The sequence below is a fragment of the Streptomyces sp. BBFR2 genome, from assembly GCF_044497305.1.
Lineage (GTDB): Bacteria > Actinomycetota > Actinomycetes > Streptomycetales > Streptomycetaceae > Streptomyces.
This window is the reverse complement of sequence record NZ_CP172415.1, coordinates 794,227-820,123: the sequence shown is the minus strand read 5'-3', so window position 1 is coordinate 820,123 and position 25,897 is coordinate 794,227. Positions and strand designations below refer to the sequence as shown.

The following is a 25,897-nucleotide window of genomic DNA, read 5'->3' as shown; positions in this document are numbered from 1 at the left end:
GCGCCCTCCCGGACCTGGGACGCCGGCTCGCTCCGGGCCCCAGGCGCCCGGCCCGTTCCGGCCGCCTCCCGGCCCCGCTCCGGCCGTCTGCCTCCCGGGCGCCCGGCCCTCGTCGCCCGAAGCCCCCGCACCCCGCCGTTCCGGGGCGTCGTCCCACGTCACCCCGGCCGTTCCGCTCCCCGAGACGCCCCGACCGGTGGGTGCGGCGGACCGGTAATCTGCATCCGATCACGCACCACCGATGACGAATGGCGAGAGACGTATGAGCGAGGAGAGCGCACCCGAGACCGGCGAGGCGGCGGCCGTCTCCGACCGGGCGGCCCGGGAACGGCTGCTCCACCTGCGCAGCAGCATCGACAACCTCGACGCCGCGCTGGTGCATCTGCTCGCCGAGCGGTTCAAGTGCACCCAGCAGGTCGGCGAGTTGAAGGCCCGGCACAGCCTGCCGCCCGCCGACCCGACCCGCGAGGCCGCCCAGATCGAGCGGCTGCGCCGGCTCGCCACCGACGCCCGCCTCGACCCGGCGTTCGCCGAGAAGTTCCTCAACTTCATCATCAGCGAGGTGGTCCGCCACCACCGCGCCATCGCCGAGGCGACCCACGAGGCACCGGCCACCCCCACCGACGGCTGACCGGGGCGGGCGGCGCCCCTCGGCACCGCCCGCCCCCTCCCGTACGCCGGGTGCGTCTCAGATCAGCTCGCGGCTGACCGCCCGGTCACCGGCCACCGCCGCCCGCGGGCGCGCCCGGCCCGGCTGCCGCAGCAGCAGCGTGCACCCGGCCGCCAGCAGCGAGACCCCGCCGGCCAGCGCGTAGGCGCCGTCGTACCCCCAGGCGCCCACCACCATCGAGCCGAGCCCGCCGCCGAACAGTCCGCTGATCAGCTTGCCGCTGTAGACCAGGCCGTAGTTGGTGGCGTTGTAGTTCTCCCCGAAGTAGTCCGGGGTCAGCGTCGCGAACAGCGGGTAGAACGCGCCACCGCCGAAGCCGGAGAGGAAGGCGAAGAAGAGGAACAGCCACTGGCTGTGGACGTGCCCCGCCCAGATCACCCCGAACTGCGCCAGCCCGAGGACGACGATGACGACGACCAGGGTCGTCTTGCGGCCCCACAGGTCCGACAGCCACCCCACGACGGCCCGCCCGACGCCGTTGACGACGGACATCACGCCCATCGACGACGCCGCCACCAGCGGCCCGAAGCCGACCTCGCGTGCGTAGTCCACCTGGAACGAGATCCCGAAGATCGACACCCCGGCGGTCAGCACGACCGCCAGCCACATCAGCGGCAGCATCCCGCTCGCCAGGGCCTCCTTCGGCGTGAACTGCCGTACCGCGGGCGGGTTCTTCGCCAGACTCGCCGCGCTCCGCCGGTCGGCGGCCACCGGCGCCGCGCCCTCCGGCGCCCCGGTCGGCGGCGCGATGTGGGCCGGCCACCAGTTCGGCGGCGGATCCCGGAAGAACCACGCACAGGCCGCCACCACGACCAGCACGTACACCCCGATGAGGTCCAGCACCTCGGCGTAGTCGGAGGTGTCGAAGGCGTAGTTGAAGAGGAAGATGAACGGCAGCGCGCCGTAGGCGAAGCCGCCGTTGACGAAGCCGGTCTTCGCGCCCCGCCGCTCCGGGAACCACTTGCCGACCATGTTGATGCAGGTCGCGTAGATCAGCCCGGAGCCCAGCCCGCCGACCACCCCGAAACCGCAGAGCGCCAGCGCCACGCTGTCCAGATGCGCCAGCGCCGAGAAACCCACCAGACACAGCGCCGAGCCGAGATACATCGCCCACCGCGCGGTGAGCAGCCCCCGCTCCCGTAACCACCCCGCCGGGAAGGCGATGCCCGCCTGGAAGAACACCCAGACGCTCAGAATCCAGAAGGTGTCGCTCTGCGACCAGCCGTGCGCCCGCGAGAGCGTGTCCTCGGCGGAGCCGTAGGCGTACTCCGACACGCTGATCGCCATCATCGCGACCCACGGCAGATACACCATCAGTTTGCGCGAGTGGCCCAGCAGTTCCCGGTCGCTCTCGCCGATCCGGTAGACGCGCCCCTCGCCGTCCGTGACGTCGCGGTACCGGATCCGCCGGCCGGTCCCGCCCCTGTCGTCCCCGTTGCCGCCGTCGGTGTTGTCCTGTTCCGTCTCCGTGCTCATCGTCCGTCCCCTGCCCGTCGCATGGCTGCCGTCAGCTCCCCCCTGTCCGTGCTCCGCCCGCCCCCGTGGCCGCGTTCACGGGAGCTTCCCCGCCGCCCGCGCCCAGCGGTACTTCGCCCCGAGCACCGCCACCGGCTTCTCCGTCGTGTACGGGTACGCCACCACGCCCCGCTCGAAGAGGTACGCGCACGCCTCCTCGACCTCGGTGTCCCCGGCCAGCGACGCCACCACCGGCTTCTCGATCCCGCGCGCCCGGAACTCCGCGACCAGCCGCGCCGTCAGCTCCGCGAAGACCATCGGCGGGGTGACGAGGGTGTGCCAGTAGCCCAGCACCAGCGCATGGATACGGGGATCCTCCAGGCCCAGCCGGATCGTCGCCTCGTACGTCGACGGCGGCTCCCCGCCCGTGATGTCCACCGGGTTCCCGGCCGCCCCGAACGGCGGGATGAACCGCCGGAACGCCGCGTCGAGATCGGCGGGGATGTCCATCAGCCGCAGCCCGTTGTCGACGATCGCGTCCGACAGCAGCACCCCGGAACCGCCCGCACCGGTGATCACCACGACGTTGTCCCCGGCGGGCGCGGGCAGCACCGGCAGCGCCCGTGCGTACTCCAGCATCTCCGCCAGCCCCGGAGCCCGGATGACGCCCGCCTGCCGCAGGATGTCGTCGTACACCGCGTCGTCCCCGGCCAGCGCCCCGGTGTGGGAACCGGCGGCCCGCGCGCCCGCGCCGGTCCGCCCCGCCTTCAGCACCACCACCGGTTTGTGCGGCACCGTCGCCCGCGCCGCCGCCACGAACGCCCGGCCGTCCTTCAGATCCTCCAGATGCATCGCCACACAGTCGGTGCGCTCGTCCTCGGCGAAGTAGGTGAGCAGATCGTCCTCGTCGACGTCCGCCTTGTTGCCGAGGCCGACGATGGCCGACACGCCCGTCCCGGTGGCCCGCGCGAAGCCGAGGATCGCCATCCCGATCCCGCCGGACTGCGAGGTCAGCGCCGTCCCGCCGCGTACGTCGTACGGCGTGCAGAAGGTGGCGCAGAGGTCCTGCCAGGTGGAGTAGTAGCCGTAGATGTTCGGCCCCAGCAGCCGGATGTTGTACTCCTCGCCGATCGCGACCAGCCGTTCCTGGAGGGCGTGTTCGCCGGTCTCGGCGAAGCCGGAGGGGATCAGGACGGCGTTCGGGATGCCCTTGCGGCCCGCCTCCTCCAGCGCCGCGGGCACCAGCGGCGCCGGTATCGCGAACACCGCCACATCCACCTCACCGGGCACGTCCCGCACCGAGCGGTACGCCTTGCGGCCCAGGATGTCGTCGGCCTTCGGGTGCACCGGGTGGATCTCGCCGGGGAAGCCGCCGTCGATGAGGTTGCGCAGCACCGAGTTCCCGATCTTGCCGGGCGCCGCGGACGCCCCGATGACCGCCACCGACCGCGGCCGCATCAGCCGCTCCATCGCGGTCAGGATCTCCTCCCGCGAACGCCGCGGCCGCTCCACCGGCGGGCTCTGCGCCAGCAGGATCCGCACGTCGGCGGCGCACACCTCGTCCGCCGCCGCGAACACCGGGTTGAGGTCGATCTCCGCGATCTCCGGGAAATCCGCGGCCAGTTCGGACGTCCGCACGATCAGGTCGGTCAGCGCCGCGCGGTCCACCGGCGGTGCGCCCCGCACCCCGCGCAGCACCTTCGCCGCCCGGATCGAGTCCAGCATCGACGCGGCGTCGGGCCGGTCCGCGGGCGCCAGCCGGAACGTGACATCGCCCAGCGCCTCCACCAGCACCCCGCCGAGCCCGAACGCCACCACCTTCCCGAACGTCGGATCCGTCACCGCCCCGACGATCACCTCCTGACCGCCGGTGACCATCTCCTGGACCAGCACCCCGTCGATCCGCGCCCCGGGGGAGTACGCCCGCGCGCCGCGGACGATGTCGCAGAAGGCGGCGCGCACCTCGGCGGCGGAGGCCAGCGCGGTCCGCACCCCGCCCGCCTCCGTCTTGTGCACGATGTCCGGCGAGACGATCTTCAACGCCACCGGGAACCCGATCCGGTCCGCCAGCGCCACCGCGTCGTCCGCGGTCTCCGCCAGCCCCTCCGCCGGGGTCGCGATGCCGTACGCCCCGGCCACCCGCCGGCCCTCGGGCGCGGTCAGCGCCGTACGCCCCTCGGCCCGCGCCGCCGCCAGCACCGCCCGCACCGTCTCCGCCCGCACCGTCTCCGCCCGGCCCGTGGACTCCTCGCGCTCCGCCATCAGATCACTCCGTTCGCCTTGAGCAGCCGCAGTTCCTCGTCGGCGAGCCCCAACTCGCCGCCGTACACCTCCTGGTTGTGCTCGCCCAGCAGCGGCGAGCGGTCGACCTCGACGGGGGAGTCGGACAGCTTCAGCGGTGAGCCGACGGTGGTGAACGTGCCGCGCTCGGGGTGGTCGACGCGCACCACCATCCCGTCGGCGACCAGCGACGCGTCCTCGATCAGCTCCTTCGGCGAGAGCACCGGACCGCACGGGACGTTGTGGGCGTTGAGCCGCTCCAGCACCTCCCACTTGGGCAGCGTGGCGCTCCACTCCTCGATCAACTGGAACATCTTCGCCAGCTTCGGCAGCCGCGCCTCGGGCGTCGCCCACTCCGGGTCGTCCGCCAGCTCCGGGCGGCCGATCAGCTCGGTCAGCGGCCGCCAGCCGACCGGCTGCACGATCACGTACACGTAGTCGTTGGGCCCGCCGGGCGCGCACCGCACCGCCCAGCCGGGCTGCCCGCCGCCGCTGGCGTTCCCGCTGCGCGGCACGGTGTCGCCGAAGTTCTCGTTCGGGTACTCGGCCAGCGCGCCGTGCGCCAGCCGCTGCTGATCGCGGAGCTTGACCCGGCACAGGTTCAGCACCGCGTGCTGCATCGCGACGTTCACCCGCTGCCCGCGCCCGGTGCGTTCGCGCTGGTAGAGCGCGGCGAGGATGCCCGCGACGCAGTGCACACCGGTCCCGGAGTCACCGATCTGCGCACCGGTCGCCAGCGGCGGCCCGTCCTCGAACCCGGTCGTCGCCATCGCCCCGCCCATCGCCTGCGCCACCACCTCGTACGCCTTGTACGCGGTGTACGGGCCGTCGCCGAAGCCCTTGATGGAGGCGTAGATCAGCCGCGGGTTGATCTCCTGCACGCGCTCCCAGGGGAAGCCCATCCGGTCGACGGCGCCGGGGCCGAAGTTCTCCACCAGGACGTCGCTGCGGGCGATGAGCCGGGTGAGCAGCTCCTTGCCGCGTGGGCTCTTGGTGTTGAGGGTGATGCTCCGCTTGTTGCAGTTGAGCATCGTGAAGTACAGGGAGTCGGCGTCCGGCACATCGCGTAGCTGCCGCCGCGTGATGTCCCCGGTAGTTGCCTCCAGCTTGACCACGTCCGCACCGAGCCAGGCCAGCAACTGCGTGGCGGAGGGCCCGGACTGCACATGCGTCATGTCGAGGACGCGGACGCCCTCAAGTGCCTTGGTCACGACGGGTTCACCTCACTTGTACATCGTCTGGTTCATCGTTCCGGGGGCGTAGGCGTCCGGATCCACCCACACATTGATCAGCGACGGCTTGCCGCTCTCCCGCGCCCGCTGGAGCGCCGGCCGGATCTGCGCCGGATCGCGCACCTCCTCGCCGTAACCGCCGAGCATCCGCGCGAACTGGTCGTACGGCACGTCACCGAGGGTGTTGCCGACCCGCTCGCGCGCGTCGCCGTACTTGGCGCGCTGCCCGTAACGGATCTGGTTCATCGAGGAGTTGTTGCCGACGATGCCGACGAACGGCAGGTCGAAGCGGACCAGCGTCTCGAAGTCCCACCCGGTCAGCGAGAACGCGCCGTCCCCGAAGAGCGCCACGACCTCCTTCTCCGGCCGGGCCTGCTTCGCCGCCATCACGAACGGCACCCCGACCCCGAGCGTCCCCAGCGGCCCCGGATCCATCCAGTGCCCCGGCGCCTTCGGCTGCACCACCTGCCCGGAGAAGGTGACGATGTCGCCGCCGTCCCCGATGTAGACGGAGTCCTCGGTCAGAAAGTCGTTGATCTCGCTGACCAGCCGGTACGGATGGATCGGGTGCGCGTTGGAGCGCAGCAGCGGCAACCGCTTCTCCAGCGCCGCCCGCTCCACGGCCCGCAGCTCCTCCAGCCACTCCTTGCGCCGGACGGAGCCGCCCGCCGACAGCCCGGACGCGGCCTCGGCGACAGCGCCGAGCACCAGCCCCGCATCGCCCACGATCCCCAGATCCACATCGCGGTTCTTGCCGACGGTCCGGTAGTCCAGATCGATCTGTACGACGGTGGCGTCCGGCGACAGCCGCTTGCCGTACCCCATGCGGAAGTCGAACGGCGTCCCGACGATCACGATCACATCGGCCCGCGAGAAGGCGTGCCGCCGCGAGAGCTGGAAGTGGTGCGGATCCCCGGGCGGCAGCGTCCCGCGCCCGGCGCCGTTCATGTACGCGGGGACGTTCAGCGCCCGCACCAGCGAGACGGCCGCGTCGGTGGCCCGCGTCGTCCAGACCTGGCTGCCCAGCAAAATCGCCGGCCGCTCGGCCCGCGCCAGCAGATCGGCGAGCTTCTGCACGTCGTCCGGATCGCCCGGCGACCGCGTCGAGGCCCGGTACCGTCCGGCCCGCGGCACCCGCGCCCGCTCCCGGGGCACCTTGGCGTCGAGCACGTCCCGCGGTATCTCCAGGAACGACGGCCCGGGGGCGCCGTGGTAGCACTCGCGGAACGCCATCGAGACCATGTCGGCGGCGCGCGCGGTGTCCGGCACGGTCGCCGCGAACTTGGTGATCGGCGCCATCATGTCGACGTGCGGCAGGTCCTGGAGCGACCCCATCTTGTGCTGGGTGCTCGCTCCCTGCCCGCCGATCAGCAGCATCGGTGACTCCGCCCGGAAGGCGTTGGCGACCCCGGTGACGGCGTCCGTGGTCCCGGGCCCGGCGGTGACCACCGCACACCCGGGCTTCCCGGTGATCCGCGCGTACCCGTCGGCGGCGTGCGCGGCGACCTGCTCATGGCGTACGTCGATGACGTCGATGCCCTCATCGACGCAGCCGTCGTAGATATCGATGATGTGCCCGCCGCAGAGGGTGTAGACGACGTCCACCCCTTCCGCCTTGAGCGCCTTCGCGACCAGGTGCCCGCCGGAGATGAGTTCCCGCGCGTCCTCGGGCATGGGGCATCGCTCCCTTTCGTGGGGCCGCCCGCAGACGGCCCGCGACGTGGTCGGACGTAGATTGCATACAGTCGACGAATACTGTATGAACCCGTTATCCCGCATCGCCCGTCCGCTGTCCAGGGGTCAATGAGCCGCGATCGCGCCAAGGATTGGTCATGCCCGGGTCGCCGCCAGGGAAAGGCGCGACCGGATCGGGCGAGCGACGGGAGTCCGGCGCCGGAGGCGCCTGTGACGCCTGATGCGCACGAGGTCGCCACCCCACGGCGAACCCTTCGTCCCTTACGTACCACTCTGCGTAGATCTATCCAGCGGATACGCAGGTGAAAGGCGCTCCGAAACCTTGGTATTGTTGTCCATGTCGCCGCGGGGAACACCCCGCGAAGACCACACCTTGTCCGGGTGGCGGAATGGCAGACGCGCTAGCTTGAGGTGCTAGTGCCCTTTATCGGGCGTGGGGGTTCAAGTCCCCCCTCGGACACAGAGAAAGGCCCCAGTCTTCTGGCTGGGGCCTTTTGCGTGGCGAAAAATCCGCAGGTGGTGGTCTACGGGGCTGCAGGCGGACGCGCCCTTGTGGGAAGCCCGCCGCGTGTGCCGCGGATTTACCACTGCATCAGGACGTGATCACTGACCCGCAGATCCGGCCGAAGCACTTTCTGACGCGGCCCGAACCCCCTGTACCGCAGGCACGGCCAGGAGCTTCACGACCCCGCCGCGTGCCCCTCCAGCACCCCCGTGCGTTTGCGTTGGACGAGCCAGTAGTAGAGGAAGCCGCCGCCGGCGACGATGCCGATGAAGAGGAATGCGCCCCAGCGGAGGTACCAGTGCTGCGGGCCCGTCGCGTTGTAGACGGCGGCGCGGGGCCAGGCGAGGTTCACGGACATGGCCAGGCCCCAGAGGACGGCGAGGATGTTGACCGGGAGGCCGAAGCGGCCCAGGGAGAACTTGCCCTCGGCCGGGGTCCAGCGGCCGCGGAGGCGCTGGATCAGCATCGGGACCGTCACCATCAGATACGCCAGGTAGATCATGATGATCGCGATGCTGGTGATCACCGAGAAGATCTGCGGTTGGTTGACGTTGATCAGCAGGATCGCGACGCCCACCAGACCGATCACGATCGCGGGCAGCACCGGGGTCTGGAACCGCGGGCTGACCTTCGCCAGCAGGGACGCGGCGGGGAGATTGTTGTCGCGGGCCATGGCGAAGGCGAGGCGGATGCCCGCGGTGTGCACCGCCAGTTCGCAGACGGTGATCGCGATGACCACGCACCACAGCACGATCTGACCCATCGTCGAGCCCAGTGTGGAGAGCACCACGTACTGGAGCCCGTCCACGGACAGCTCCTTGGCGTGCAGATCGGGCACCGCGAGCAGGGCGAAGAGGAGGATCAGTCCGCCGATGAGGAACGAGGCGGTCAGGGCCCGGAGGATGGCCCGGGGCGCGTTACGGCCGGGGTCCTTGGACTCCTCGCCCAGCGAGGACGCGGTGTCGAAGCCGTACATGACGTAGGCGGAGGCGAGCGACGCGGTCAGGAAGGCGCCGAAGTAGCCGAGGTTCTCCCCGGCGCCTCTGCCGAAGGTGTTGGTCACCGCGGCCGGGCCGCGGGTGATGTGCGCGGCGAGCAGGACGATCAGCACGATCGCGGCGATCAGTTCGATGGCGACACCGGCGGAGTTGATGCGCGCCATCAGCTTGACGCCGAAGGCGTTCACCAGCGTGGTGAAGAGGATGAGGACGCTGCCCAGCAGCACGGCGTTGGCGGCGGCGTCGGTCTTGCCGCTGCCGTCACCGATGAACTGGAACCACGAGGAGATCTGCGGCAGCGTCACCTGGTACGCCAGCGCCACCGCGGCCAGCGACACCATGGTGGCGGTGAGCATCATCCAGCCGCCGAGCCAGCCGGCGTGCGGACCGCCGAGCTGCTTCGCCCAGTTGTAGATCGATCCGGCCACCGGATAGCGGGCGGCCAGCTCGCAGAAGCACAGGGCGACCATGAGCTGCCCGCAGAACACCATCGGCCACGACCACCAGTACGCCGGCCCGCCGTGGCTGACACCGAAGTAGAAAAGCTGGAAGGTGCCGGTGAGGATGGAGATGTAGCTGATACCGGCGGCGAAGGTGTGGAAGTTGCCGAGGGTCCGCTTCAGCTCCGGTTTGTACCCGAACTCGGCCAGTGAATCGTCGTCATGCGTGCCGTCGTCCCGTGTGCCGGGGCGCGGCGAGCCCGCCTCGCTCACTCGAACCACCTCTGCGGCCGGGGCGCGGTGTTCCGCCACACGTGCTTGGCCTCCTGATACTCCGCGAGGCCCGCGGGCCCCAGCTCCCGTCCGACACCGGACTGCTTCATGCCACCCCACTCGGCCTGCGGGACGTACGGATGGAAGTCGTTGATCCAGACCGTGCCGGCCCGCAGGCGGCCCGCCACACGGTGGGCCTTCCCGGCGTCCTGCGTCCAGACCGCGCCGGCCAGGCCGTACACCGTGTCGTTGGCGAGCCGGACCGCCTCGTCCTCGTCACGGAACCGCTCGACGGTCAGCACCGGCCCGAAGGACTCGTCGTGGATCACCGACATGTCGGGGGTGCATTCGTCCAGCACCGTCGGCAGGTAGTAGAAGCCGTCGCGCAGCGCCGGGTCCTGCGGTGGCTCGCCGCCGCAGCGCAGGACGGCGCCCTCGGAGAGCCCCGTGGCGACGTACGCCGCGACCTTGTCGCGGTGGGCCGCGGAGATCAGCGGGCCGGTGCGGGCGTGCTCGTCGAAGGGGCCGCCGAGCGGGATCCGCCGGGCGCGGACCACCAGCTCGTCGACGAACCGGTCGTGCAGGCTGTTCTCCACGAGCAGCCGGGCGCCCGCCGAGCAGACCTGACCGGAGTGGAGGAAGACCGCGGTCAGCGCGTGGTCCACCGCGGTGTCGAACTCGGCGTCGGCGAAGACGATGTTGGGGTTCTTGCCGCCCAGCTCCAGGGCGATCTTCTTGACGGTGGGGGCGGCCGCGGCCATGATCCGGCGCCCGGTGACCAGGCCGCCGGTGAAGGACACGAGGTCCACCCGGGGGTCCTCGGTCAGCGGGGCGCCGGCGAGCGGGCCGGTGCCCAGGACGAGGTTGGCCGCGCCGTCCGGCAGCCCCGCCTCGGCCAGCAGCCGCATCAGATGGACCGCGGTGTGCGGCGTCAGCTCGCTGGGCTTGAGGACGAAGGTGTTCCCGGCGCCCAGCGCGGGGGCGACCTTCCACGCCGTCTGGAGCAGCGGGTAGTTCCACGGGGTGATCAGCGCGCAGACACCGACCGGCTCATGGCGGACGGTGCTCTCGATCTCCGGCTGACCGGTGTCCACCACCCGGTCGGTGCCGCCCGACGCCGTGAGGTTGCCGAAGTAGCGGAAGCAGTTGGCGATGTCGCCCATGTCGTAGACGCTCTCCACCAGCCGCTTGCCGGTGTCCAGCGATTCGGCGCGGGCCAGCGCCTCCGTGTCGCGCACCAGCAGATCGGCGACGCGCAGCAGCAGCGCGCCGCGCTCGGCGGCGGGCGTACCCGGCCAGGGGCCGTCGTCGAACGCGGTACGGGCGGCGCCGACGGCGGCGGCCGCGTCCTTGGGGCCGCCTTCGTCGACGGTCGCGACCAGGGTGCCGTCCGCCGGGCAGCGGATCTCGCGCCGCCGGCCGTCGGCCGCTGCTCTCCAGCGGCCGCCGATGAACAGGTCCGGCATGGGGATGCCTCCGGTCTCCGGTTGTCGCGCCAGGCCGGCGGCGGGCGGGGCACCGCCTGCCGCCGGGGTGCGCCCGCCGCCCACCGCGGCCCGGCGGTCCGCACCCGGGTGATGATCTCGGTACCGAGCGTAGGCGCGGCGGTGCCGCTCCGCACGGCGCGGCACCCCGACTTTCCCCTGAGCGTCGCGACGGCCACCCGTAAGGGAACCGGGCCGCCCGACCGGCCCGCCCCGGGGCACGCCGGGCACCCGGGGCCCACGCCGCCCCGCCCGCCCCCCGTTGCCCGGGCCCGCCGCGCCGCCCGCCCCGTAAGGGAGCCACCCGGCGGCCCGTACGGGACGGACATGCGGCGGGCGGGGGAGAATCGGTTCATGCCCACCGCTCCCGGCAACCGGCCGCAGCCCTCGCCCGCCCTGCCCCGCGCCGCCTCCGCCTGCCGCCCGGTCCCCGATGTCGTGGCCTACCTCACCGGCCGCTGGAGCATCGAGCGCCGTGTCCTCGACGTACGCGCCGGGGCCGAGGGCAGCTTCCGGGGCATCGCGGAGTTCCGGCCCGAGGGCGCGGACGGCGCGCTGCTGCACGTCGAGGAGGGCGAGCTGACCTGGGCGGACGCGGTCCATCCGGCCGGGCGGACGCTGTGGCTGCGGCCCCGGCCCGACGGCACGGCCGAGGTGGAGTTCGCCGACGGCCGGCCCTTCCACGACCTCGACCTGCGGACCGGACACTGGCACACCGTCCATCCGTGCGCCGCCGACCGCTACGCCGGGACGTTCACCGTGACCGGACCGGACGTCTGGCAACTGGAGTGGCGGATCGACGGCCCGGCCAAGGAGGCGGTGCTGCGTTCGGTCTACCGCCGCCGGTAGACCGGACGCGGCACCACACGCCCGGTACGCGCCCCGTCCGCGCGCGCCCGGCACGCGGCCTCAGCCCTTCGTGGCGCGCAGCGCGTAGAGCATCGGGACGATCGGTTCCGAAGGCGGCAGCCGCCACCAGCCGTTGTCGCCGGGCACCATCGTGTCGAACCGTTTCCAGGGGACCTGCTCCGTCTCCCGCAGCACATCGACGCGGAGCCCGGCCCCGGACACCGCCGAGACGACCTCGCCGAGGCCGTGCCGCCATTCGTAGCTCGTCGCGCCCTCATCGGCGAGCGGCGGGCCGTCGGTGTACGTGTGCGGGCTGTCGCTGCGCAGCGGGCCGCGGCCGGCGAGGTAGTCGTGGCGCAGCAGCAGCTCCTGGTTGCCGGGGTCCGGGGTGGGGCCGAGCGCGTCGAGCAGCGGATGGAACTCGACGAGGTAGAGCATGCCGCCGGGGCGCAGCAGCGAGGCGATGATCTCGGCCCAGACGGTGAGGTCGGGGAGGTAGCACAGGGCGCCCTTGCCGGTGTAGATCACGTCGAAGCGGCGGTCGCCGAGCGCTTCGGGCGCGCGGTGGACGTCGGACCGGACGAAGGTGAGGTCCCGTCCGCTCTCGGCGGCGAGCCGGCGCGCCTCGGTCAGGGCGGCGGCGGAGAAGTCGAGGCCGGTGGCGCGGGCGCCGCGGTCGGCGAAGGCGGCGGTTTCGGTACCGAGGTGGCACTGGAGGTGGAGGAGGTCGCGGCCCCGCAGGTCGCCCAGGTCCTGCCACTCGAAGGGGGCGAACCAGTCCTCGGCGGTCCGGGAGCCGTCCAGCCCGTAGAAGTCGCTGGCGACGTGGACGGGGGTGCGGGCGTCCCAGTTGGCCTCGTTGGCCTTCACCATGTCCGCGACGGTGGGCCCGTCCTGCGGGGGTGTTCCGCCCTGCTCCGGTTCGCGCATCTGTGTGGTCATGGGGAACTGCCTACCCGGTGCGGCGGGTGGGATGACAGAAGGCGGCGAGGCGACGGCGGGTTCCATGACCAGGCGCGGCGCCACCCGCTGTGACCAGGGACGTTCTTGCCTGCCGCGCTCCTGGCACCGTAATCTCGCGTATCGGTGGATTTTACCGATTGGTAGGGAGTTTTCCGTGGTCGAGGACGTCCGGGGCCGGTTGGCGGAGCTGGACTTCGCGGGTGTCACGCCCGAGGAGTTCGCCGGGATCGTCAAAGGGCTCAGCGCCCGCCAGATCACCGAGATCGCCACGGGGGAGCTGCGCGCCCGGGTGCTGGGCGAGATCTTCGGGCGGATGGGGGAGCAGTTCCGCCCCGCGGCCGCCGGGGAACTGCGGGCCCTGATCCGGTGGCGGATCACCGGTGAGTCCGAGGCGGTCTACGAGACCGTCATCGGCGACGGACGCTGCACGGTCACCGAGGGCCGCTCGGCCGCCGACGCCCGGCTGACCCTGGTGATGGGCGACGCCGCCTTCCTCAAGCTGGTCTCCGGCAACGGCAATCCGGTGACGATGTTCCTCACCCGCAAGATCGCGGCCAGCGGCGATCTCGCCCTGGCCGCCGGGATGCACCGCTACTTCGACATCCCCGCGGCCTGACCCGCCCCGGTCGCCGGCCGCCCGGACGCGGCAGGTGTAGGACGCGCCGGACGTGGTAGGCGCCCGGCACGCGCTCCCTCGCGGGGCGGCCGGTCTTCGGGTGACCGGGCGCCGCCGGGAGCCGGTGCGGACCAGGTGTTGCCCCACGGGGCCGGTCCGCACCACGGGGCGCGCCCGGCACGGGTGACGCCGGGACAGGGATCGGGCCGCCGCCCCTGAGTGGCGTGGCGGCGGCCCGCCCCCGAACGGGGGGACCATTCCCGGCCACGCTCAGCCGCGGGTTCCGCCCGGACGGACCGCTCGCGCGCCGTCCGGACCTCACGGGTGCCCGCCGTGTCCCGACGGCCCGTCAACTGGCGCTCCCCGCAGTCTTCCTGGGAGATCAATACCACCTCCCAACTGCAACAACCGCACGTCCGTAGGTATGTTGGGGACGAGCCCGGCCCGGCCGTCCGTTCGCGCGGCGGCCGCGGGACGAATGCCGGTGGTGCCGAACGACGGGAACGTTAGTCATGAGCCAAGAGCCCCAGCCGCTGTCCACTGTCGTCGATGTCAGCATCCCGAGCGTGGCCCGGATGTACGACCACTACCTCGGCGGCAAGGACAACTACGCCGTGGACCGCGAGGCGTGCGACGAGCTGGACAAGGTCGCGCCCAGCACCAAGGCGCTGGCCATCAACAACCGCCGCTTCCTCCAGCGGGCGGTGCGCTGGCTCGCCCAGGAACACGGCATCCGCCAGTTCATCGACCACGGCTCCGGCCTGCCGACGCAGGACAACGTCCACCAGGTCGCCCAGGCCATCGACCCGGAGTCCTGCGTCGTCTACGTCGACAACGACCCGATCGTCCTCGCGCACGGCCGGGCGCTGCTGGAGGAGGACGAACGCACCGCCGTGATCCAGGCGGACATGCGTGACACCGACGGCATCCTGGGGAGCCCCGAGGTCGAGCGGCTCATCGACTTCGAACAGCCCGTCGCCGCGCTCTTCGTCTCCGTCCTGCACTGCATCCCGGACGAGGACGACCCCAAGGCGCTCATAACCCGGGTCGCCGAACGCCTCTGCCCCGGCAGCTTCCTGGTGGTCTGCCACCTGGTCAGCGAGGACAAGGCCACCCGGGACTTCGTCACGGAGTTCATGCGGGTCTCCACCCAGGGGAACTGGGGCCGGGTGCGCCGGGCGAGCGAGGTGGCGGCGTTCCTCGACGGGTTGGAGGTCCTGGAGCCCGGGCTCGTCGAGGTCTCCACCTGGAAGCCGGACGGCACCATGGGCCCGAAGCAGGCGACCTTGGAGTGGATCGAGTACGGCGGCGTGGCGCGGAAGAACTGACCCACCGCACATGAGGGAGGCGGGGCCCGGCGGCCCCGCCTCCCTCATGTCGTCGTACCGCCGGCGGCTCAGCCCAGCTCGCGCAGCAGCCCTTCGAGGAGCGCCAGCGAACCGCGCGGCGATTCGGCCTGGGCGCTCAGCCGGTCCATCACGGCGAGGTAGTGGTCCACGTCGTCGCGCTTGTCCAGGTAGAGCGAGCTGGTCAGTTGCTCCAGATAGACGATGTCCGGCAGATCCGGCTCCAGGAACCGCAGGATCGTGATCGGCCCGCCGGCCGCCGCGAGCCCGCCGAGGGCGAACGGCGCGATCTGCAACGTGACGTTGGGCAGCTTCGACATCTCCAGCAGATGCCGCAACTGCTCGGCCATCACCTCGGCGCTGCCCAGCGGACGCCGCAGGGACGCCTCGTCTATCACCGCCCACAGCCGGGGCGCGTGCGGCGCCGTCAGCAGCTTCTGACGCTGCACGCGCAGCGCCACCCGCCGCTCGATGTCCTCGGCGGACGCCCGCGGATGGCCGAGCCGGGCCACCGCACGGGCGTACTCCGGGGTCTGCAGCAGGCCCGGGACGAACTGCACCTCGTACGTACGGATCACCGACGCCGCCTCTTCGAGACCGATGTGGGTCTCGAACCAGCTCGGCAGCACATCGCTGTACTGGTGCCACCAGCCCGGGGTGCTGGTGCGGCGGGCGAGCGCGAGGAAGTCGGCGCGCTCCGACTCGGCGGTGACGCCGTAGAGCGTCAGCAGATCGGAGATGTCGCGTTCCTTGCAGCTCACCCGGCCCAGCTCCAGGCGGCTGATCTTGGCGTGGGAGCCGCGGATCGCGTCTCCCGCCGCCTCCCGGGAGACACCGGCGGCCTCCCGCAGCCGTCGAAGCTGGGTGCCGAGGACGATGCGCAGCACCGTCGGCCCGCCGCGCGGGTTGTCGAGGTAATGGCGCAGTGAGGGTTCGCGGCTCGGCTGCGCGGCGGTCATGCTGACTCCCGTGGGTGGTTGGGCGAGCGCTCAGTGTCCCATCGCGGTAAGGATACGTACAGCGAACCGATTATCCGGCTGACATATGCGTCAGTCGCGGCCGATCAGATCGTCGAAGTCGCCGTCCTTGGCGCCCTGGACGAACGCCGCGATCTCGTCGCGGGTGTAGACCAGGGCCGGCCCGGTGACGTGCCGGGAGTTGCGCACCGCGACCCCGCCGTCCGAAAGGACCGCCAGCTCAACGCAGTTGCCGCTCGGGTTGCTGCGGCGGCTCTTGCGCCACTGCGCCTGCTCGATACGGGTCGACTGGATGCCGTTGGGCACCGTCTCCATCACTGTCGCTCCCTTGCTGGAGGCATGGCCTCCTACCGTTCCCGGGCCCGTCGTCCACGGTGGCGTGAACAAGCCCCTGTGCGGCCGTCCTTACCGATGTAATTGCAGATGCACTTGCAGCGGGGGGCGGCTGACGAGGATATTAGCTGTCCCGAGCACGACAGCCCAGACCAGAAGCGCCCCTTCGCGGAGACGTGATGACGACACATCCGGCAGAGACCGTGTACGCAACACCGCGCAAGGAGCCGCGCGACGACGGCTGGTGGGTGCCCGGGCCCGATTCCTTCGCCGCCTGCGCGCTGAGCGCCTCCGCCCGCACCGTCGCCGACGCCCGGCGCTTCACCCTCTCCACCCTCCGGGGCTGGCGGATATGCGCGGCCCTCGCCGATGACGCCACCCTGATCGTCTCCGAACTCGTCAGCAACGCCCTGCGCTACGGCGTCCGCGACACCTACGAGGTGGCGGACGGCCGTGTGGCGGGCCCCGTCGTCACGCCCGCCTGGCTCGCCCTGACCCGGCGCGACGGCGGTGTCATGTGCGCGGTCTCCGACGGCGGCGCGAGCACCCCGCAACTCGGCGCCCCCGACCCGCTCGCCGAGTCCGGCCGGGGCCTGCGCATCGTCGAACAGCTCAGTGACGACTGGGGATGGACCCTGCCGGACCGTTCCGGCAAGACCGTCTGGGCCACCCTCTCGCCCCGCGACTGACCCCGCGCGGGCGACCGGCGCGGTACGGCGGCCCGGACACGGCGATGCCCGGGCGGGCCGTCACCGGCCGCCCGGGCATCGCCGCGGACCTTCTTCTCGACGGGCGACTTCTCAGGGGCCTTCGGGGGGCAGGCCGAAGGCCGTCAGGAGGCGTTCGGCGGCCAGCGTCGCGGTGAGCGTGCCCGACCGGACCTCCCGTTCGACGTCCGGGGCGATCCGGCGGACCTCCGGATCGTGCCGCAGCCGGTCCACGAGCTGCTCGCGGACCATCGTCCACACCCACTCCACCTGCTGCGCACGGCGCCGCTCGGTGAGCGCGCCGGTCGACTCCAGCAGCGCGCGGTGCTGCTCCACGCGCTCCCACAGCTCATCGAGGCCCGTGCCCTCCCGGGCGCTGCAGGTGAGCACCGGCGGCGTCCACGCCGCGTCCGGCGGCTGCAGCAGCCGCAGCGCGCCGGACAGTTCCCGGGCCGCCGCGCGGGCGTCGCGCTCGTGCGGACCGTCGGCCTTGTTGACGGAGACCAGGTCCGCCAGCTCCAGCACGCCCTTCTTGATGCCCTGGAGCTGATCGCCGGTCCGCGCCAGCGTCAGCAGCACGAACGTGTCGACCATGTCGGCGACGGTGGTCTCGGACTGCCCGACACCCACCGTCTCCACCAGCACGACGTCGTACCCGGCCGCCTCCATCACGATGATCGACTCCCGGGTGGCCCGCGCCACCCCGCCCAGCGTCCCGGACGTGGGGGAGGGCCGGACGAACGCCGCGGGGTCCGTCGCCAGCCGCGCCATCCGGGTCTTGTCACCCAGGATGGACCCGCCGGTACGGGACGACGACGGGTCGACGGCGAGCACCGCGACCCGGTGCCCGGCGCCCGTCAGCCGCGAGCCGAGCGCGTCGATGAACGTCGACTTGCCGACGCCGGGCACCCCGCTGATCCCCACCCGCCGCGCCGCCCCGGCATGCGGCAGCAGCGCGACGAGCAGTCGCTGGGCCGCCGCGCGGTGGTCGGCGCGGGTGGACTCCACCAGCGTCACGGCCCGCGCGATCCAGGCCCGGGAGCCTGCCCGGACCCCCTCCGCGTACCGTTCGACATCGATCCTCGCGGGCATCAGCGCCTCACAGCTCGTGGCCGAGGGCCCGCGCGAGGTCCCGGACCAGGTCGTACGCGGCGTCCGGGATGACCGTGCCGGGCGGGAAGACCGCCGCGGCGCCCATGTCCCGCAGCGTCTGCACGTCCTGCGGGGGGATCACCCCGCCCACCACGACCGTGATGTCCTCCCGGCCCTCGGCCGCGAGCGCCTCGCGCAGCGCGGGCACCAGCGTCAGATGGCCGGCCGCCAGCGAGGAGACGCCGACGATGTGCACATCGGCCTCCACCGCCTGCCGCGCCACCTCGGCCGGGGTCTGGAACAGCGGGCCGACATCGACGTCGAAGCCCAGGTCGGCGAAGGCCGTGGCGATCACCTTCTGGCCGCGGTCATGGCCGTCCTGGCCCATCTTGGCCACCAGGATGCGCGGCCGGCGCCCCTCGGCGCGTTCGAACTCGGCCACCAGATCCCGGGTGCGGCCGACACCCGAGGAGGGGCCCGCTTCGTCTCGGTACACACCGGAGATCGTACGGATCTGCCCGGAGTGCCGGCCGTAGACCTCCTCCAGGGCGTCGGAGATCTCGCCGACCGTCGCCATCGCGCGCGCCGCGTCCACCGCCAGCGCGAGCAGATTGCGCTCCAGGCCCTCGCCGGGACCGGCCTTCGCCGCGTCGGTCAGCGCGCGCAGCGCCGCCCGGCAGGCGCCCTCGTCCCGCTCGGCCCGCAGCCGCTTCAACTTCTCGATCTGCTGCGCCCGCACCGCGGAGTTGTCGACCTTGAGGACCTCGATCTCCTCGTCGGTCTCCACCCGGTACTTGTTCACGCCGATCAGCGCCTGCCGCCCGGAGTCGATCCGCGCCTGGGTACGGGCCGCGGCCTCCTCCACCCGGAGCTTGGGGATGCCCGCGTCGATCGCCTTCGCCATGCCGCCGGCCGCCTCCACCTCCTCGATGTGCTGCCAGGCCCGGCGTGCCAGATCCTGCGTCAGCTTCTCGACGTACGCGCTGCCGCCCCACGGGTCGATGACCCGGCAGGTCCCCGACTCCTGCTGGAGGAAGAGCTGGGTGTTGCGGGCGATCCGCGCGGAGAAGTCGGTGGGCAGCGCCAGCGCCTCGTCCAGCGCGTTGGTGTGCAGCGACTGGGTGTGGCCCTGGGTCGCCGCCATCGCCTCCACGCACGTCCGCGTCACGTTGTTGAAGACGTCCTGCGCCGTCAGCGACCAGCCCGACGTCTGCGAATGGGTGCGCAGCGACAGCGACTTGGGGTTCTCCGGCTCGAACTGCCGGACCAGCTTGGCCCACAGCAGCCGGGCCGCCCGCAGCTTGGCGATCTCCATGAAGAAGTTCATGCCGATCGCCCAGAAGAAGGAGAGCCGCGGCGCGAACGCGTCCACGTCCATCCCCGCCGCCATGCCCGCGCGCAGGTACTCCACCCCGTCGGCCAGCGTGTACGCCAGCTCCAGATCGGCCGTCGCCCCCGCCTCCTGGATGTGGTACCCGGAGATCGAGATGGAGTTGTACCGCGGCATCTTCTGCGAGGTGTACGCGAAGATGTCGGAGATGATCCGCATCGACGGCTGCGGCGGATAGATGTAGGTGTTGCGGACCATGAACTCCTTGAGGATGTCGTTCTGGATGGTCCCGGCCAGCTTCTCGGGCGGTACGCCCTGCTCCTCGGCGGCCACGATGTAGAGGGCGAGGACGGGCAGCACCGCGCCGTTCATCGTCATCGACACCGTCATCCGGTCGAGCGGGATGCCCTCGAAGAGCTGGCGCATGTCGTAGATCGAGTCGATCGCCACGCCCGCCATGCCGACGTCGCCCGTCACCCGCGGATGGTCGCTGTCGTAGCCGCGGTGGGTGGGCAGGTCGAAGGCGACCGAGAGGCCCTTCTGACCGGCCGCGAGGTTGCGCCGGTAGAAGGCGTTGGACTCCTCGGCGGTGGAGAACCCGGCGTACTGCCGGATCGTCCACGGCTGGTTGACGTACATCGTCGGGTACGGGCCGCGCAGGTACGGCGTGATGCCCGGGTACGTCCGCAGGAAGTCCACGCCGTCGAGGTCGGCGCCGGTGTAGAGCGGTTTGACGCCGATGCCCTCCGGGGTCTCCCACGTCAGCTCCGCGACGCCCGTACCGGTGGCCCGCTCGACGGCCTCGGCCCATCGCGCCGGGTCGGCGCCGGCCGCGCCGCCGTCCAGCGGGACGCCGCTGAAATCCGGGACGGTACCCGGGCCGTCGGTCCGCCGTGTCCCGGCCATCACGCCACCTCCATGACATCGAGGGCCGAGGCGAGGGCCCCGGCCGCGTCGCAGCCGGTGAAGACGTACGCGTCCACCCCCGCCTGCTCGAACTCCGCGCGCCGCTCACCGGGCGCGCCCGCCAGATACACCCGCACCGCACCGGCCGCCTTCAGCGCCGCCGCGACCTGGGCCGCCTGCTCCGCGTAGAGCGTGTCGCTGCCGCACAGGCAGGCGATCCGCGCGCTGCTCGCCGCGAAGGCCGCGGCCACCGTGTCCGCGTCCACCGACGCGGGCTCGTGCACCGTCTCCACGCCGCCCGCCTGGAAGAGGTTGGCGGCGAACGTCACCCGCGCGGTGTGCGCGGCGGCCGGGCCCAGCGCCGCCAGGAACACCTTCGGGCGGGCGCCGGTGGCCGCCAGATGCGCGTCCGACCTGGCCCGCAGCGTCTCGTACGCGTCGTCCCGCCGCACCCGCGGCAGGCCGCCGCCGGAAGGGGCCGGTGCGGCCTCGCGGCGCACCGGGGCCTCCGCGAGGTACGGGAACTCGCTGACACCGGTGATCGGTTCGCGGCGGGTGGCCAGGTCACGGGAGCGGCGCTGCCAGGTCGCGGCGAGCCGGCCGGAGACCAGCCCGGAGTCCAGCGCGGCGGCCTGGCCGCCCGCGCCCTCGATCTCCTGGAACCACGCCCAGGCGGCCCGCGCCAGCTCGTCGGTCAGCTCCTCGACGTACCAGGAGCCACCCGCCGGGTCGATCACCTTCGACAGATGCGACTCCTCCAGCAGCACCGCCTGGGTGTTGCGGGCGATCCGGCGGGCGAACGCGTCCGGCAGACCGAGGGCGGCGTCGAACGGCAGCACCGTCACCGCGTCCGCGCCGCCGACCCCGGCCGACAGCCCGGCGACGGTGGTACGCAGCATGTTCACCCACGGATCGCGGCGGGTCATCATCACCGGCGACGTCACCGCGTGCTGGCGCTGCGCCCGTGCCTCGGGCGAGGCGCCGCACACCTCGGTGACCCGCGCCCACAGGCGGCGCGCGGCGCGCAGGGTGGCGATGGTCAGGAACTGGTCGGCGGTGGCGGCGTACCGGAACTCCAGTTGCCCGCAGGCGGTGTCGATGTCCAGCCCTGCGGCGGTCAGCGCCCGCAGGTACGCGACGCCGGTGGCCAGCGCGCAGCCCAGCTCCTCGGCGGCCGAACCGCCCGCCTCGTGGTACGGCAGCGCGTCGACGGTCAGCGCCCGCAGCCCCGGCGCCTCGTCGGCGCACCGCGCGGCCAGCGCCGCGGCGGCCGTCAGCCGGCCGTCGAGCGCGGTGCCGTCGCCGCTCCGGGCGACGAGCGCCAGCGGGTCGGCGCCGAGCGTGCCGGTCAGCGCGGCCGGTGCCACGCCGGTGGCGGCGGCCAGCGCGAACAGCTCCTCGGCGGCCGCGGCGAACTCCTCGCCCGCGTCGAGCGCGACGGCGGCGAGGTCCAGATGGACCCCGGCCAGCGCCCGCGGCAGCGAGCCGAGCGGCACTCCGCCCCCGCCCACGGCCAGCCACAGCGAGGTGACGCCGTTCTCCAGGTCGGCGAGGGCCGCTTCGTTGACCCGCTCCGGGTCGGGGTACGCCTGGCGCTGGCGTACGTCCCAGCCGGCGACGGTGGCGCCCTCGGGGCGGGAGCCGCGGACGAACGGCGGGAAGCCGGGGAGGCCGGCCGCGTCCGCGCCGGCCGGGGTGTCGTCGGCGGTGTAGAGGGGACGGACGCGGATGCCGTCGGGGAGGTCGGTGGCGAGCGCGTCCTCGGGGGAGTCCGCCGCCGGGGTGGCGCCCGACTTGCGCAGCACACCCGCGACGAGGTGCTGCCACTGCGCGCGATCGGCGTCCGGGAACGCGGCGGCCAGGGGGAGTTCGGGGGACTGGGCGGTCATGGCAGCAGGCTAGGCGAACGACCGTTAGCTGGAGCAGGGGCTCCCGCTGTGACCTTGCACTCGTTGATCCGAGCGGGTGTACGGGCCGGGCGGCGGACTCCCGTACCCCGCGCGGGGCCTGACGGCGGGCCCGGGGCGCGGTACGGGGCCCGGCGCGACGCGGCCGGAGCGCGGCGGGTCCGGCCGGGGGCCGCCGCGCCGGGCGGCCCGGTCCACGGGCGCCGGCCGGGTCGCACCGGGGCCCGCGGCACGGGCGTCAGCGGGCGTGTTCCCGGCGCCATTCCCGGGCCCGTTCCTCGATGTCGAACGGGGCGAGACCCAGCGGCGGCCCTTCGAGCGGGGCGCGCAGGGCGGCGCGGATCTTCTCGTTGACGGCGGTCAGGATGCGGCGCAACGCCGCCTCGCTCGGCGCACCGGCCGCGGCCCGCGCCGCCTCCTCGGCCTCCTTGCGCAGGGCGAGCGACGGCGGCAGGTAGGAGAGGTCCTCGCGGGCCATCTTGTCCTTGACCCACCACAGTTCGTCGTACGGCTTGTCGAGGCCGGGCAGCGGTTTGCCGGCCCCGGGCAGGGCGGCGAAGTCACCCCGCTCCTGGGCCTCGCGGATCTGCTTGTCGATCCAGGACTCGAAGTCGACGCCGGGGGGTTTGCGCTCGGTCATCGGAGAATGCCTCTCGCGGGATGCGGGGCCGGGCCTGCCGTCACCTTCCCGTCGGCGGGCCCGGGCGGGACCGTGTGCCGCACCGCGCGGTCCGGCGCGCGGGGCGCCCTCCCACGGTAGCCCGCCCGGCGCGGGCGGCGGCGGGCTCAGGGCGGTGTCGCCACCGAGGACGGCTGGACCACCGGCAAGGCGGTGTCGCCGCCGCAGATCATCGGACCGACGCGGGAGCCGGAGCCGGTCAGGGTGACCCGTACCGAGGACGGCGGGTGGCCGCCGGGGACCTTGGCGTTGGCCGCCGTGCAGACCAGTTGGCTGAGGGCGGCGGTGTCCAGCTTCTTCGGCGGGACGGGCAGTTCGATGTCGACCCGGCCCTCGTCCGCGCGGGCCCGCAGCGGGCCGCTCGGGGAGGGCAGCGCACTGGAGAGCCCGCGCTGCCGTTCGGCGTGGTCGGGGCCGTCGAGCAGCAGGTCGAGGGCGGTCTGCGGGTCGGCCGGTGCCTTGGCCGGGCGGGTCGCGGAGCGCAGTCCGGACGGCCCGTAGAAGAAGAGCTGGACGCCGGTCTCCGGGCGGCCGGGGGCCTTCACCCCGGACGCCGGGGCGCCCGCGTCGATCACGTCGCTGGGCTCGATGCCGCAGCCGGCCGGGACGGTCGCGGCGGCGCAGGCCAGCGCGGCGACCAGGACCCGGACGGCGCGGGGGCGGGACACGCTCATGCGGCGCTCTCCTTGCCGGAGCCGGAGCCGGAGCCGGAGCCGGAGCCGTGCGGGGCCGGGGCGTCCGGGGCGCGGTCGCCGTCCGTGGCCGCCGCCGTGCCGGGGGTGTCCGCCGGGGCGTCCGGGGACGGCGCGGCGGGACGGCCGGGCGCCGGTTCGCCGGTGCCGCCCGGGCCCGGTGCGTCCGGGCCGTCGGGACCGTCCGCCCCGGGACCCGCCTCGCCGGGCGGGCGCACCGGCAGCTCCACGGTGAAGACCGCGCCGCCGCCGGGCGCGTTGGCGGCGCGGACGGTGCCGCCGTGCAGCCGGACGTTCTCCTGGGCGATGGCCAGGCCGAGACCGCTGCCCTCGGAGCGGGCGCGCGCCGAGTCCGCCTTGTAGAAGCGGTCGAAGACGTGCGGCAGCACCTGCGGGTCGATGCCCGGACCGCTGTCGCGGACCTCCAGCCGCAGCCGGCCGGAGTCCGGGCCGGGGGCCTGAAGCCGGACGCGGACCGGACGGCCGCCGTGGTGCAGGGCGTTGCCGACGAGGTTGGCGACGACGACGTCCAGCCGCCGCGGGTCGAGCCGGGCGCGGACCCCCTCGGGCAGCTCCGCGCCGACCTCGTCCTGCCAGGCGCGGGCCTGGAGCGTCTTGCGGACGGCCTCGGCGACGTCCACCTCGTCGAGGTGGAGCGCGGCGGCGCCCGCGTCGAACCGGGAGACCTCCATCAGGTCCTCCACCATGCGCGTCAGCTTTCCGGTCTCCTGGCTGATCAGACGCACGGCGGACGCGGTGTCCGGATCGAGCGCCGCGGCGTCCTCGTCGAGCACGTCGGTGACGGCGGTCATCGCGGCGAGCGGGGTGCGCAGTTCGTGCGAGACGTCCGCGGCGAACCGGCGGGCGTTGGCCTCCAGCCGCCGCAGCTCCGCCACGCTGGCCTCCAGCTCCTCCGCCATGTCGTTGAACGACCGGGACAGACCGGCGAGTTCGTCGGTGCCCTTGACCTCCAGCCGGGTGTCGAGCTTCCCCTCGGCGATCCGCCCGGCCGCCTGCCGCAGCCGCCGCACCGGCCGCAGCACACCCCGGGCGGCGAGCAGCGCCGGGAGCACGGACAGCGCCAGCACCGGCAGCGCACCCCGCTGCGCCGCGCTGACCAGCGCCTCGACGTTGGCCTCCTCGGCCCGCAGGGGGAGTTGGGCGTAGACGGAGAGGGCGGACGGCGCACCGTCGGACTGGCGTACCGGCATGCCGATCAGCAGCCACGGATCGCCGTCGCGCACCACCCGCTGGAAGGCCGGGACGTGGCGCTGCTCGACGGACCGCTCCAGCTCGTCCGGCAGGGGCACCGGCGCGCCGGACGGGGCGTCGTCGCCGCCGGGCATCCCGCGGTAGCGGACCCGGACGTCCCAGTCCCGGGCGGCACCGGACCGCTCCAGCTGGGCGCGGAAGGCGTCCAGGTCGGTGTGGGTCGGCGGCACGGTCAGCTCCGGGGCGAGCGAGTTGACCTGGGTGCGCAGATCGTTGACGGCCATGTCCTGGGAGCGCTGGAGGATGGCGTTTCGGGCCTCGCGGTACGTCAGTCCGGCGGTGGTCAGCGCGCTGACCGCGGCGACCAGCAGGAACGCCACGACCAGCCGGGCCCGCAGCCCGCGCAGCCGCCCCGGGGGGCGCAGGTGCCGGCGCCTCACAAGGGGCCGAAGCGGTAGCCGAATCCGCGCACCGTCTGGACGAAGCGGGGGCTGCGCGGGGTGTCCTCTATCTTCGTGCGCAGCCGCATCACGCAGGCGTCCACCAGCCGGGCGTCGCCGTGGTAGCTGTGCTCCCAGACGTGCTCCAGCAGCTGCTGGCGGCTGAAGACCTGTCCGGGCGTGGCCGACAGGAACAGCAGCAGTTTCATCTCCGAGGGCGCGAGCGCGAGATCCCGGCCGTCCTTGGCGACGACGAGCCCGGCGCGGTCGATGGCGAGCGGACCGTACGACTCGACGGGCGCGGGCCCGGGGTCGGCGGCCGAGCCGTCGGCGGGCGGCGCGGTGCGGCGCAGTACCGCGCGGATCCGGGCCTCCAGCACCTCGCCGCGGGCCGGTTTGACGATGTAGTCGTCGGCGCCCGCCTCCAGTCCGAGGACCACGTCGAGGTCGTCGCCGCGCGCGGTGAGCATGATGATCGGCAGTTGCCGCTCGGCGCGGATCAGGCGGCAGACCTCGAAGCCGTCCTTGCCCGGCAGCATCAGGTCGAGCAGCACGATGTCCGGCCGGAAGCCGGGCAGCAGATCGAGCCCCGCCTCGCCGCTCTCCGCCGCCGCGACGTCGTGGCCGCGCCGCCGCAGAGCGAGGGAGACCCCGTCGCGTACGGCGGCGTCGTCCTCGATGAGAAGTACACGTGGCATGGGACCAGTATCAAGAACTTTCATGATGGATCGGTAACAGCCGGATCCTGATCGTTTTTCTTCGCGTCTGTGGGGGTGCGGCCGGGCGTCGTAAAACGCCCGGACCGGACGGAAGCGA

At 73.0% G+C, this 25,897-nt stretch carries 21 protein-coding genes and 1 tRNA gene; 6 read left to right on the top strand and 16 right to left on the bottom strand.

All coding sequences use genetic code 11. The features are described from left to right. Positions 1-262: 262 nt before the first annotated feature. Positions 263-631, top strand: coding sequence for a chorismate mutase (locus ACGH2B_RS02940; protein WP_399083570.1), 369 nt, complete (start codon positions 263-265; stop codon positions 629-631). A 57-nt stretch (positions 632-688) separates the two neighbouring features. On the opposite strand, the gene ACGH2B_RS02935 is transcribed toward ACGH2B_RS02940, so the two are convergent. The 4 genes from ACGH2B_RS02935 to ACGH2B_RS02920 form a co-directional block, all read right to left on the bottom strand. Further along, positions 689-2,146 carry an OFA family MFS transporter gene (locus tag ACGH2B_RS02935; protein ID WP_399083567.1) on the bottom strand — a complete coding sequence of 486 codons (1,458 nt, stop codon included), beginning with the start codon at positions 2,144-2,146 and terminating at the stop codon, positions 689-691. A gap of 75 nt (positions 2,147-2,221) precedes the next feature. Then, positions 2,222-4,387, bottom strand: coding sequence for an acetate--CoA ligase family protein (locus tag ACGH2B_RS02930; protein WP_399083564.1), 2,166 nt, complete (start codon positions 4,385-4,387; stop codon positions 2,222-2,224). Next, entirely contained in the window at positions 4,387-5,616 is a 1,230-nt protein-coding gene (gene frc, locus ACGH2B_RS02925) for a formyl-CoA transferase (RefSeq protein WP_399083561.1), read from the bottom strand. Before frc ends, ACGH2B_RS02930 begins: the two co-directional genes overlap by 1 nt. Positions 5,617-5,628: 12 nt before the next feature. Beyond that, complete coding sequence (locus ACGH2B_RS02920) at positions 5,629-7,311, bottom strand: thiamine pyrophosphate-binding protein (protein WP_399083558.1); 1,683 nt, start codon at positions 7,309-7,311, stop codon at positions 5,629-5,631. A gap of 396 nt (positions 7,312-7,707) precedes the next feature. Here ACGH2B_RS02920 and ACGH2B_RS02915 point away from each other — a divergent pair. Continuing rightward, a tRNA-Leu gene (locus ACGH2B_RS02915) sits at positions 7,708-7,792 on the top strand. Between the two features lie 220 nt (positions 7,793-8,012). Here ACGH2B_RS02915 and ACGH2B_RS02910 read toward each other — a convergent pair. Then, positions 8,013-9,557: an APC family permease gene (locus ACGH2B_RS02910; protein ID WP_399096648.1), complete on the bottom strand. Its 1,545-nt coding sequence runs from the start codon at positions 9,555-9,557 to the stop codon at positions 8,013-8,015. After that, positions 9,545-11,014, bottom strand: coding sequence for an aldehyde dehydrogenase family protein (locus ACGH2B_RS02905; protein ID WP_399083555.1), 1,470 nt, complete (start codon positions 11,012-11,014; stop codon positions 9,545-9,547). Before ACGH2B_RS02905 ends, ACGH2B_RS02910 begins: the two co-directional genes overlap by 13 nt. A gap of 372 nt (positions 11,015-11,386) precedes the next feature. Here ACGH2B_RS02905 and ACGH2B_RS02900 point away from each other — a divergent pair, with 372 nt between their 5' ends. Next, on the top strand, positions 11,387-11,881 hold the full coding sequence (locus ACGH2B_RS02900) for a DUF6314 family protein (RefSeq protein WP_399083552.1): 495 nt from the start codon (positions 11,387-11,389) through the stop codon (positions 11,879-11,881). Positions 11,882-11,941: 60 nt separating this feature from the next. Here ACGH2B_RS02900 and ACGH2B_RS02895 read toward each other — a convergent pair whose 3' ends face one another. After that, positions 11,942-12,823: a class I SAM-dependent methyltransferase gene (locus ACGH2B_RS02895; RefSeq protein ID WP_399083549.1), complete on the bottom strand. Its 882-nt coding sequence runs from the start codon at positions 12,821-12,823 to the stop codon at positions 11,942-11,944. Between the two features lie 175 nt (positions 12,824-12,998). Here ACGH2B_RS02895 and ACGH2B_RS02890 point away from each other — a divergent pair, with 175 nt between their 5' ends. Both ACGH2B_RS02890 and ACGH2B_RS02885 read left to right on the top strand, forming a co-directional pair. After that, entirely contained in the window at positions 12,999-13,460 is a 462-nt protein-coding gene (locus ACGH2B_RS02890) for an SCP2 sterol-binding domain-containing protein (RefSeq protein ID WP_399083546.1), read from the top strand. Positions 13,461-13,972: 512 nt separating this feature from the next. Further along, positions 13,973-14,788, top strand: coding sequence for an SAM-dependent methyltransferase (locus tag ACGH2B_RS02885; RefSeq protein WP_399083543.1), 816 nt, complete (start codon positions 13,973-13,975; stop codon positions 14,786-14,788). 68 nt (positions 14,789-14,856) lie between these two features. Here the strand turns inward: ACGH2B_RS02885 and ACGH2B_RS02880 are convergent, their stop codons facing one another. Together ACGH2B_RS02880 and ACGH2B_RS02875 are read right to left on the bottom strand one after the other, a co-directional pair. Further along, positions 14,857-15,765, bottom strand: coding sequence for a helix-turn-helix domain-containing protein (locus ACGH2B_RS02880; RefSeq protein WP_399083540.1), 909 nt, complete (start codon positions 15,763-15,765; stop codon positions 14,857-14,859). Positions 15,766-15,855: 90 nt separating this feature from the next. Further along, a complete protein-coding gene (locus ACGH2B_RS02875; protein ID WP_399083537.1) occupies positions 15,856-16,098 on the bottom strand; it encodes a DUF397 domain-containing protein in 243 nt (80 codons plus the stop codon). A gap of 197 nt (positions 16,099-16,295) precedes the next feature. Here ACGH2B_RS02875 and ACGH2B_RS02870 point away from each other — a divergent pair, with 197 nt between their 5' ends. Then, positions 16,296-16,805: an ATP-binding protein gene (locus tag ACGH2B_RS02870; protein ID WP_399083534.1), complete on the top strand. Its 510-nt coding sequence runs from the start codon at positions 16,296-16,298 to the stop codon at positions 16,803-16,805. A 111-nt stretch (positions 16,806-16,916) separates the two neighbouring features. On the opposite strand, the gene meaB is transcribed toward ACGH2B_RS02870, so the two are convergent. The 7 genes from meaB to ACGH2B_RS02835 form a co-directional block, all read right to left on the bottom strand. Beyond that, complete coding sequence (gene meaB, locus ACGH2B_RS02865) at positions 16,917-17,915, bottom strand: methylmalonyl Co-A mutase-associated GTPase MeaB (protein WP_399083531.1); 999 nt, start codon at positions 17,913-17,915, stop codon at positions 16,917-16,919. Between the two features lie 7 nt (positions 17,916-17,922). After that, complete coding sequence (gene scpA / locus ACGH2B_RS02860) at positions 17,923-20,151, bottom strand: methylmalonyl-CoA mutase (RefSeq protein ID WP_399083528.1); 2,229 nt, start codon at positions 20,149-20,151, stop codon at positions 17,923-17,925. Beyond that, positions 20,151-22,040 (bottom strand): methylmalonyl-CoA mutase family protein, encoded by a 1,890-nt coding sequence (locus ACGH2B_RS02855; protein WP_399083525.1) that lies wholly within the window; start codon positions 22,038-22,040, stop codon positions 20,151-20,153. The genes scpA and ACGH2B_RS02855 overlap by 1 nt, the downstream gene beginning before the upstream one ends. A gap of 256 nt (positions 22,041-22,296) precedes the next feature. Then, a complete protein-coding gene (locus tag ACGH2B_RS02850) occupies positions 22,297-22,698 on the bottom strand; it encodes a DUF1992 domain-containing protein (protein WP_399083522.1) in 402 nt (133 codons plus the stop codon). 146 nt (positions 22,699-22,844) lie between these two features. After that, positions 22,845-23,411 (bottom strand): hypothetical protein, encoded by a 567-nt coding sequence (locus ACGH2B_RS02845; RefSeq protein WP_399083519.1) that lies wholly within the window; start codon positions 23,409-23,411, stop codon positions 22,845-22,847. Then, positions 23,408-25,081 (bottom strand): ATP-binding protein, encoded by a 1,674-nt coding sequence (locus ACGH2B_RS02840; RefSeq protein ID WP_399083516.1) that lies wholly within the window; start codon positions 25,079-25,081, stop codon positions 23,408-23,410. The genes ACGH2B_RS02845 and ACGH2B_RS02840 overlap by 4 nt, the downstream gene beginning before the upstream one ends. Further along, positions 25,078-25,779 carry a response regulator gene (locus tag ACGH2B_RS02835; RefSeq protein ID WP_399083513.1) on the bottom strand — a complete coding sequence of 234 codons (702 nt, stop codon included), beginning with the start codon at positions 25,777-25,779 and terminating at the stop codon, positions 25,078-25,080. The genes ACGH2B_RS02840 and ACGH2B_RS02835 overlap by 4 nt, the downstream gene beginning before the upstream one ends. Positions 25,780-25,897 lie beyond the last annotated feature (118 nt).

Bases quoted from the DNA above. Each gene is read 5' to 3' on its own strand.
- ACGH2B_RS02940 (WP_399083570.1), top strand. From the start codon at position 263: ATGAGCGAGGAGAGCGCACCCGAGACCGGCGAGGCGGCGGCCGTCTCC.
- ACGH2B_RS02935 (WP_399083567.1), bottom strand. From the start codon at position 2,146: ATGAGCACGGAGACGGAACAGGACAACACCGACGGCGGCAACGGGGAC.
- ACGH2B_RS02930 (WP_399083564.1), bottom strand. From the start codon at position 4,387: ATGGCGGAGCGCGAGGAGTCCACGGGCCGGGCGGAGACGGTGCGGGCG.
- ACGH2B_RS02920 (WP_399083558.1), bottom strand. From the start codon at position 7,311: ATGCCCGAGGACGCGCGGGAACTCATCTCCGGCGGGCACCTGGTCGCG.
- ACGH2B_RS02905 (WP_399083555.1), bottom strand. From the start codon at position 11,014: ATGCCGGACCTGTTCATCGGCGGCCGCTGGAGAGCAGCGGCCGACGGC.
- ACGH2B_RS02900 (WP_399083552.1), top strand. From the start codon at position 11,387: ATGCCCACCGCTCCCGGCAACCGGCCGCAGCCCTCGCCCGCCCTGCCC.
- ACGH2B_RS02895 (WP_399083549.1), bottom strand. From the start codon at position 12,823: ATGACCACACAGATGCGCGAACCGGAGCAGGGCGGAACACCCCCGCAG.
- ACGH2B_RS02885 (WP_399083543.1), top strand. From the start codon at position 13,973: ATGAGCCAAGAGCCCCAGCCGCTGTCCACTGTCGTCGATGTCAGCATC.
- ACGH2B_RS02880 (WP_399083540.1), bottom strand. From the start codon at position 15,765: ATGACCGCCGCGCAGCCGAGCCGCGAACCCTCACTGCGCCATTACCTC.
- ACGH2B_RS02875 (WP_399083537.1), bottom strand. From the start codon at position 16,098: ATGGAGACGGTGCCCAACGGCATCCAGTCGACCCGTATCGAGCAGGCG.
- ACGH2B_RS02870 (WP_399083534.1), top strand. From the start codon at position 16,296: ATGACGACACATCCGGCAGAGACCGTGTACGCAACACCGCGCAAGGAG.
- meaB (WP_399083531.1), bottom strand. From the start codon at position 17,915: ATGCCCGCGAGGATCGATGTCGAACGGTACGCGGAGGGGGTCCGGGCA.
- scpA (WP_399083528.1), bottom strand. From the start codon at position 20,151: ATGGCCGGGACACGGCGGACCGACGGCCCGGGTACCGTCCCGGATTTC.
- ACGH2B_RS02855 (WP_399083525.1), bottom strand. From the start codon at position 22,040: ATGACCGCCCAGTCCCCCGAACTCCCCCTGGCCGCCGCGTTCCCGGAC.
- ACGH2B_RS02850 (WP_399083522.1), bottom strand. From the start codon at position 22,698: ATGACCGAGCGCAAACCCCCCGGCGTCGACTTCGAGTCCTGGATCGAC.
- ACGH2B_RS02845 (WP_399083519.1), bottom strand. From the start codon at position 23,411: ATGAGCGTGTCCCGCCCCCGCGCCGTCCGGGTCCTGGTCGCCGCGCTG.
- ACGH2B_RS02835 (WP_399083513.1), bottom strand. From the start codon at position 25,779: ATGCCACGTGTACTTCTCATCGAGGACGACGCCGCCGTACGCGACGGG.